The following is a 6,113-nucleotide window of genomic DNA, read 5'->3' as shown; positions in this document are numbered from 1 at the left end:
TGGATACGCTGTTCAACGAGACCTATGCGCGCCTGATCGAATCGCCACCGCCGCTCGCCGCGCCGACTACGCCCAGCGCCAGCGCGACGCCGCGGCCAAGAAGGCCGAACGCGCGGAGCGCAACACCAAGCAGGCGGCCGAGCGCGCCAAAGAAGACGCGGCCGCCGCCAGCGCCACGCCTCCCACCAAATAACCCTGCAACCCCAATGACCGCCACGGCACCAGCCGAGGCTGCTTCCCATCGACACCCCAGACCACCGGGGTCAGGCCTCTGACCTTTTCGATGGGGTCAGGCACCCAGAGGAAATGCGGGGTCTGACCCCGTACTGTTTTACGATCGGTGCAATTGCCCGTGGTTGACGGCGGTCTGGCGGATGAGAGCGGCTGAAAAGTGTGAGACAACCGCTTTGGAAAAAAACGCCGGGGTCAGGCCCCGTCTATGAGGGGCAGGCCTGACCCCGGTGTGGGGGCTCGCAGCTGATGGGCTCGGTCGGGGCTAGACGGCGCGCCGCATCTTTTCGATGGTGTAGGTCTTCTCTTCCTGCGGTGGTTTCACCAGCTTGACGATCGCCATGGTGCAGTTGTCGCCCTTGCCCTGGGCGCGTTCCTGTGCCTTGCTGATCAGGATTTCGGAGGCCTGGCGTGGCGCCATCTTGTTGGTCGCCGCTCCCAGTTCGGCGTCGGTGAAGAAGTGCCACAGTCCGTCGGAACACAGCAGGAAGGTGTCGCCCGCGCCCAGCTCGGACGCGGACCCGATGGTCACATACGGCTCCTTGCGCGCATTGCCCAGCAAATTGACCAGCAGCTTGGAGTGGCGGTGGTTCTTGGCCGCTTCCGGCGGCAGCTTCTCGCTGGCCACCAGGTGGTCGACATAGGCCGCGTCGCTGGTGCGCGCCGCGCACTGGCCCTTGTGGAAGTGGTACAGCCGCGATTCGCCCACATGCGCCCACACCGCCTCGCGGTGCGGCGTCAGGATCAGCCCGACGAAGCTGGACAGCTGCTCCGTCTGCGTGGTCACCGCGTTCATCTTGATGACCATGTGAGTCTCATGGACGATTTCGCGCAGCAGTTCGCCCAGCCGTTCCAGGGTCGGGTGCTCGCCCGCGCGGAACTGGTCGAACACGCTTTTCGCCGTGTGCAGGACCTGTTCCGAAGCAGCTGCGCCCCCGGCAATTCCGTCAGCCAGCACCGCCAGGACAAACCCGGGCGCGCGGGCGCCGGTGAACAGGGCAGTGCGGTCGTTCTGTTGCGGACGGCTGCCGATATGCTGCGCAGTGCCCGCTTCGATCTTATATCCAGTCATACACTCTGGTTGAGGGCCGTCAATGGTTGTTGGCGGCAGGTCCGTCGTAGATTAAACTATGCACTGAAGAGCCGTAATGTTGCAAGCGGATACTATTTCTTCAGCAACATGATTTTCAGGACACAACACCGATGAATGTGGAAGAGATCCAGCGCCGCCTGGTCGAACTGGACGTGGAACACCGGGACCTGGACGCGGTCATAGACATGCTGACCCGGGATCCGCACCACGACCAATTGCAGGTGCGGCGCCTGAAAAAGCGCAAGCTGCAGCTGAAAGACCACATCATGCTGCTGAAGATGCAACTGGTGCCGGACGTGCCGGCCTGAGATTTTGACCGATTCCCTCCCTGCCGCCGTCCCTACGGGAGCCGGCGGTAAATACGACGACGAGATCGACCGCCTGTTCAGCGCCGGCGGTCCGCTCGCGCCTGCCGTCGGCAGTTTCTCGCCGCGCACTTCGCAGACCGAGATGGCCAAGGCCATCGCCAGCGCCATCGCGGACCAGTCCACGCTGATCGCGGAGGCGGGCACCGGCACGGGCAAAACCTTTGCCTATCTCGTTCCTGCGCTGCTGTGGGGCGGCAAGACCATCGTCTCCACCGGCACCAAGAATCTGCAGGATCAGTTGTTCCTGCGCGACATTCCGACGGTGCGCGCTGCGCTGAAGGCCCCCGTCTCGGTGGCGCTGCTCAAGGGCCGCTCGAACTACGTCTGCCACTACCACCTGGAGCGCACCCTCAACAACGGGCGCATGACCTCGCGCGAGGACGTCGGCTACCTGCGCGAGATCCAGCGCTTCGTCAAGATGAGCAATTCGGGCGACAAGGCGGAGCTGGCCAAGGTGCCGGAGACGGCCAGCGTCTGGAATCTGGTCACCTCCACCCGCGACAACTGCATGGGCCAGGAGTGCCAGTATTACCAGGACTGCTTCGTGATGAAGGCGCGCCGCGAAGCCCAGCAGGCCGACGTGGTAGTGGTCAACCACCACCTGTTCTTCGCCGACGTGGCGCTCAAGGACACCGGGGTGGCCGAGCTGCTTCCGGCCGCCAACACCATTATCTTCGACGAGGCCCACCAGCTGCCCGACACGGCCACGCTGTTCTTCGGCCAGACGGTCAGCACCTCGCAGATCCTGGAACTGTGCCGCGACGTGCTGGCCGAGGGCCTGGCGCACGCGCGTGGCGGGCCGGACTGGGCCAAGACCGTGACCGTGGTCGAGAAGGCCGCGCGCGACCTGCGCTTGAGCGTGCCCCAGGATTCGGTGCGCATGTCGCTGGCGCAGATTCCGCCGTCGTCCGACTTCTTTCCGGCGCTGAAAACGCTCAAGGATGAGCTGGACGGCATGACCGCCGTGCTGGAGGCGAACGCCGAACGCGCCGAGACGCTGGAGCAGTGCCGCGTGCGCGCGGTGGAGCTGGCTGCCGCGCTGGCGGGCTGGAAGCCGGACGGCAAGGGCAAGCTGGTCGAGGGCGACGAGGCGGTGCTGTGGGTCGAGGCCTACGCGTCCTCGCTGCAGCTGCACAAGACGCCGCTGTCGATCGCGCCCATCTTCACCAACCAGCGCGAGGGCACGCCGCGCTCGTGGATCTTCGCCTCGGCCACCCTGGCCGTGAAGAACGACTTCAAGCACTTTGCGGCCCAGCTGGGCCTGGAGAACGAGACCGCCAAGACCTGGCCGAGCCCGTTCAACTACCAGGACCAGGGCCTGCTGTACGTGCCGACCGGGCTGCCGGAACCGAATTCCTACGGCTACACCGACGCCGTGCTCGACTGTGCGCTGCCGGTGATCGAGGCCGCGGGCGGGCGCTGCTTCCTGCTGTGCACCACCATCCGCGCCGTCAAGCATGCCGCCGAGCGCCTGCGCGACGAGTTTGAGAAGCGCGGCCTGAACTTCCCCCTGTTCGTGCAGGGCGAGCGCGGCCGCACGGAGCTGCTCGATTCCTTCCGCAATGCCGGGAATGCCGTGCTGATCGGCAGCCAGAGCTTCTGGGAAGGCGTGGACGTGCGCGGCGAGGCGCTGTCGCTGGTCATCATCGACAAGCTGCCGTTCGCCCCGCCGGACGACCCGGTGCTGGCCGCCCGCATCGACGTGATGGAAAAGAAGGGCATGAACGGCTTCATGCACCACCAGCTGCCCGAGGCCATCATCAACCTCAAGCAGGGCGCCGGCCGCCTGATCCGCGACGAGCAGGACCGCGGCGTGCTGATGATCTGCGACCCGCGCATCATTTCCAAGCCTTACGGCCGCCGCATCTGGCAGAGCCTGCCACCATTCAAGCGCACCCGCGACCAGGCCGAAGTGGTGGCCTTCTTCCAGCAGCGTTTCAAGCCAGAATGACCTGCCGCCCGCGCTGACGGCGGGCTTGTGATAGCGCAAAGGCAGGCAAGTCGAGTCTGCCTACAGTCGATGTCGGCTCTTTGCCACGGGAGGCCGACATGACAATCCGACACGGCTGTTTTTTCAGCTACGCGCACGGCCGGCACGCCTTGATGAACCGGTTCAAGACCGACCTGTCCGACGCGATCCGCTGCTACCTCGAACCGCACTTCGACAACGAGGACGAACTGTTCATCGACACCGACTTCCTCGGCGGCGGTGACGACCTCGACAAACGCCTCGCCCGCGCCCTGTGCGAGAGCGTCAGCATGATCCTCATCTACACCCCGAAGTACGAGGCGCACGAGGCCACCCGGCGCGAATTTGCCGCCATGCAGCTGCTGGAGCAGCAGCGCGGCGCCTGGTACCAGTTGCCCAGCCGCCTGATCATCCCGGTGATCATGACCCGCCACCCCCTCGATTTGCCCCCGCAAATCAAGAATCCCGGTTTCTACCTCGACTTCTCGGGGTACACGATGGCCACGGAGGACCTGAAATCGAATCCGGAGTTTCTGCCACACATAGAAAAATTGGTCGAGCGCATTGCCACTTTGTATCACTACCAAAAAATGTTCACGCCGGCGGACCACGACTGCAACCAATTCGTCCTGCCGGCTGTCACACAGCCATGGCGTGCCGTGCCCGATTTTTCTTTTCCAAAAATATGAGGAGCTTTATGGAACTCAATAGAATATCGCTTCCGCCGTTGGCCACTTCCGGCGAAGTCATAACGTTCTACGCATACGAGAGTGGGCCCACCCGCAGTGTGGCGCTGTCCAACCTGGCCGTGCTGCTGGCCGGGCGCCAGAACGCCACCGTGCCGGTGCTGATGATCGACTGGGACACCGAATCGCCGGGGCTGGACCGTTACTTTGACGAGCAGTACGAGCATGGGGGCGTGCTCGAATACTTCACCGCCTGCGGCCAGGCGCTGGACCGGATCAGCGAAGGCGGCGGCGGGCGCAGCGACCCGGCCGACACGGTGCTGGCCCAGAAGGTGCTGGACGCGGTGCCGTGGCAGGATTACGTCACCCGGGTGGACGAGACCCGCCCGCTGTACCTGATGCGCGCGGCGCGGATGGACGACAGCTTCGGCGCCCGCGCCGCCGCGCTCGACTGGGAAGGCCTGTTCCAGCGCTGCCCGGCCCTGTTCCGGGCCTTTGCCGATATGCTGTCCCGCCATTTCCGCCACGTGCTGGTGGATGCGCGCGGCGGCCGCTCGGCCCAGGTCGCCATCTGCACGACGTTTTTGCCGCGCAAGCTGGTGGCCCTGTTTTCGCCCTCGCAGCGCAGCCTCGACGGGCTGCTTGGCGTGGTCCAGCGCGCAATCGATTACCGGCGCTCTCATGAGGAAGAACAGCGGCGGCTGGTCGTCTATCCGCTGCCGTGTTCGGTCGACAGCGCGGACAGCGAGCGGCGCCGCGCCTGGCGCTGGGGCGACCGCGACGCGCCCGGCTACCAGCCCGTGCTGGAGCAACTGCTGCGCGAGGCCTACGGGCAAGACCGCCTCAGCCTGAACAGCTATTTCGACGAAGTCCAGCTCCAGCATTCCTACGGGCTGACCGGCGCGCGGCTGGCGGCCCACCTGGAGCGCGGCGGCGACCGCTTTTCGCTGACCCGCACCTTCGAAGCCCTGCTGGACTGGGTGGCCGATGGCTTCCTGCCCTGGCAGTCGCGCGGCGAGCTGCAGTTGCTGCGCAGCATCTCGGCGGCCCGCCTGAGCGAGGAGCTGGGCACGGCTGACGGCGCCCCGCTGGCGCGCGACCTGCAGCGGCTGGGCGAAATCTACCTGGCCGAAGGCCGCATGCGCCAGGCCCTGCCGTGCTTCGAGGAGAGCACCGCCCTGCGCCAGCGCCTGTTCGGCGACGAGCATCCGGAAACGCGGGGCAGCCGCGCCCGGCTGGCGGCCGTGATGCAGCAGGCCGGCCAGCTGTCCGAGGCGCGCTTCCTGTACGAACTGCTGCTGGACGATGCCCGCCGCCTGCGCGGGCCGGACCATCCGGATGCGCTCACCGCCGGCCTCGGCTTGGCGGGCGTGCTGTCGCGCCAGGGCGACCATGAGCAGGCGCTGGGCCTGCACGAGGAAATGAACGAGCGCGCCGCCCGCCTGTTCGGCTCCGCCCATGAGATGACCTTGAGCTGCCTGGCGGCGCACGCGGACGCGCTGGCCCGCGCCAACGAGCTGTCCCGCGCCCGCATGCTGTACGAGCGCGTGCTGGACGGCCGCCAGCGCCTGCTGGGCCAGGCCCACGAGGACACCTTGGCCTGCATGCGCCAGCTGGCCCTGCTGCTGCTGAAGCTGGGCGACCACAACAACGCGAAGGCTCTGCAGGAAACCCTGCTGGGCCTGCGCGAGCGCCACAACGGCCTCGATTCGGCCGCCGCCCAGCGCGAGCGCGACCTGCTGGCCGACATCCTGACCGAGCAGGGC

At 66.3% G+C, this 6,113-nt stretch carries 6 protein-coding genes; 5 read left to right on the top strand and 1 reads right to left on the bottom strand.

Annotated features, from left to right (window positions below):
* On the top strand, positions 1-193 hold a 193-nt coding region (locus E4L96_RS23565), incomplete at its 5' end, for a hypothetical protein (protein WP_370660727.1).
* 303 nt (positions 194-496) lie between these two features.
* Here the strand turns inward: E4L96_RS23565 and E4L96_RS06240 are convergent.
* Positions 497-1,303, bottom strand: coding sequence for a PP2C family protein-serine/threonine phosphatase (locus E4L96_RS06240; protein ID WP_135206356.1), 807 nt, complete (start codon positions 1,301-1,303; stop codon positions 497-499).
* Positions 1,304-1,434: 131 nt separating this feature from the next.
* Here E4L96_RS06240 and E4L96_RS06235 point away from each other — a divergent pair, with 131 nt between their 5' ends.
* The 4 genes from E4L96_RS06235 to E4L96_RS06220 form a co-directional block, all read left to right on the top strand.
* Positions 1,435-1,632 (top strand): YdcH family protein, encoded by a 198-nt coding sequence (locus E4L96_RS06235; RefSeq protein ID WP_135206355.1) that lies wholly within the window; start codon positions 1,435-1,437, stop codon positions 1,630-1,632.
* 4 nt (positions 1,633-1,636) lie between these two features.
* The gene (yoaA, locus tag E4L96_RS06230) at positions 1,637-3,643 is read left to right on the top strand and encodes a DNA repair helicase YoaA (protein ID WP_135206354.1); all 2,007 of its coding nucleotides are present in this window, start codon (positions 1,637-1,639) and stop codon (positions 3,641-3,643) included.
* A gap of 98 nt (positions 3,644-3,741) precedes the next feature.
* Positions 3,742-4,350, top strand: coding sequence for a TIR domain-containing protein (locus tag E4L96_RS06225; RefSeq protein WP_135206353.1), 609 nt, complete (start codon positions 3,742-3,744; stop codon positions 4,348-4,350).
* A gap of 8 nt (positions 4,351-4,358) precedes the next feature.
* On the top strand, positions 4,359-6,113 hold a 1,755-nt coding region (locus E4L96_RS06220; protein ID WP_135206352.1), incomplete at its 3' end, for a tetratricopeptide repeat protein.

Source organism: Zemynaea arenosa, assembly GCF_004614185.1.
Taxonomy (GTDB): Bacteria; Pseudomonadota; Gammaproteobacteria; order Burkholderiales; family Burkholderiaceae_D; genus Telluria; species Telluria arenosa.
This window is presented reverse-complemented; position numbering and strand designations above follow the sequence as displayed.